Consider the following 1,387-nt stretch of genomic DNA (forward strand, 5'->3'; position numbering starts at 1 on the left):
GCTATGTGCTGGTCGATATTCCGGCCGCGCAGGTGGAAGCCGTCGAGAACGACCGCGTCGTGCTGCGCCACACCGCGATCGTCGGCAAGATCGACCGCCAGACGCCGATCGTGAATTCCAAGATCAACGAGATCATCGTCAATCCTTACTGGAACGCGCCGGTCTCGATCGTGCGCAAGGACATCATTCCGCTGATGCGGAAGGACCCGAACTACCTCAAGGACAGCCACATCCGGCTGTTCGCGCCTGACGGCAGCGAGGTCGATCCGATGACCGTCGACTGGTCGACGGACGATGCCGCCAAGTACCGCTTCCGCCAGGATCCCGGCGCCGGCAACGCCATGGCCTCGGTCAAGATCAATTTCCCGAGCCCGGACGGCGTCTACATGCACGACACGCCGCAGCAGAGCCTGTTCGGCAAGCTGATGCGCTTCGACTCTTCCGGCTGCGTGCGCGTCCAGAATGTGCGCGACCTCGTCACCTGGATCCTGCGTGATACGCCCGGCTGGGATCGCCAGCATTTCGAGGCGGCGATCAAGACTGGCGAGAATACGCCGGTGCAGGTGGTCAACCCGGTGCCGGTCCACTTCCTGTACCTGTCGGCATGGTCGACCGGACCCGGCGTCGTGCAGTTCCGCGACGACATTTACGGCCTCGACGGCAACAGCGAGCTGCAGATTACTTCTGCTCTGTAACCGATTGATATAAATCAAGAAAAGGCCGCTCTTGGAGCGGCTTTTTTGTTTGCATGTCCCCAAACAGTGCGCAGCGGTTTTGGCAGAGCGACATGCGTCGAATATGAGACTTACAGCGCGAACAGCTGGAATAGCATCATGGACGTCGCCGTCTTCATTCTCGTCGTGCTTGCTTTCGTGGCGCTTTCCGGCGCTCTCGTGCGGCTGGTGCGGGTGCCGCTCCCCGTGCTGCAGATTGCGATCGGCGCCGCGCTTGCCTGGCCGGCCAAGGGACTGCATGTCGAGATCGATCCGGAACTCTTTCTGCTGGTGTTCATTCCGCCGCTTCTGTTCGGTGATGCCTTCGCGGCGCCGAAACGGGAGCTGATCGAGCTGCGCCGGCCGATCCTCGATCTCGCCGTCGGACTTGTCTTCTTCACCATCGTCGGCTTCGGGTATGCTCTGCACTGGCTGGTGCCAAGCATCCCGCTGGCGGTTGCGTTCGCTTTAGCCGCCGTGCTGTCACCGACCGATGCCGTTGCCGTGTCCTCGATTGTCGACCGCAATGTCGTTCCGGCTCGGCTGATGCACATATTGGAAGGCGAATCCCTGCTCAATGATGCCTCCGGCCTGGTCATGTTCCGCTTTGCCGTTGCGGCGGCGCTGACTGGCAGCTTTTCGTTCGCCGCCGCCTCGTTGAGCTTTCTTTACGC

At 61.4% G+C, this 1,387-nt stretch carries 2 protein-coding genes; both read left to right on the forward strand.

What is annotated here, in order from left to right; translation table 11 throughout:
* A partial coding sequence (locus EOA60_RS33015; protein ID WP_164899774.1) for a L,D-transpeptidase family protein occupies window positions 1–695 on the forward strand: 695 nt, incomplete at its 5' end.
* A gap of 138 nt (window positions 696–833) precedes the next feature.
* Window positions 834–1,387: cation:proton antiporter (locus EOA60_RS33020; protein ID WP_206628361.1), on the forward strand; the 554-nt coding region annotated here is incomplete at its 3' end.

Origin of the sequence: Mesorhizobium sp. M1A.F.Ca.IN.020.06.1.1, from assembly GCF_004023265.1 — a bacterium.
GTDB lineage: Bacteria > Pseudomonadota > Alphaproteobacteria > Rhizobiales > Rhizobiaceae > Mesorhizobium.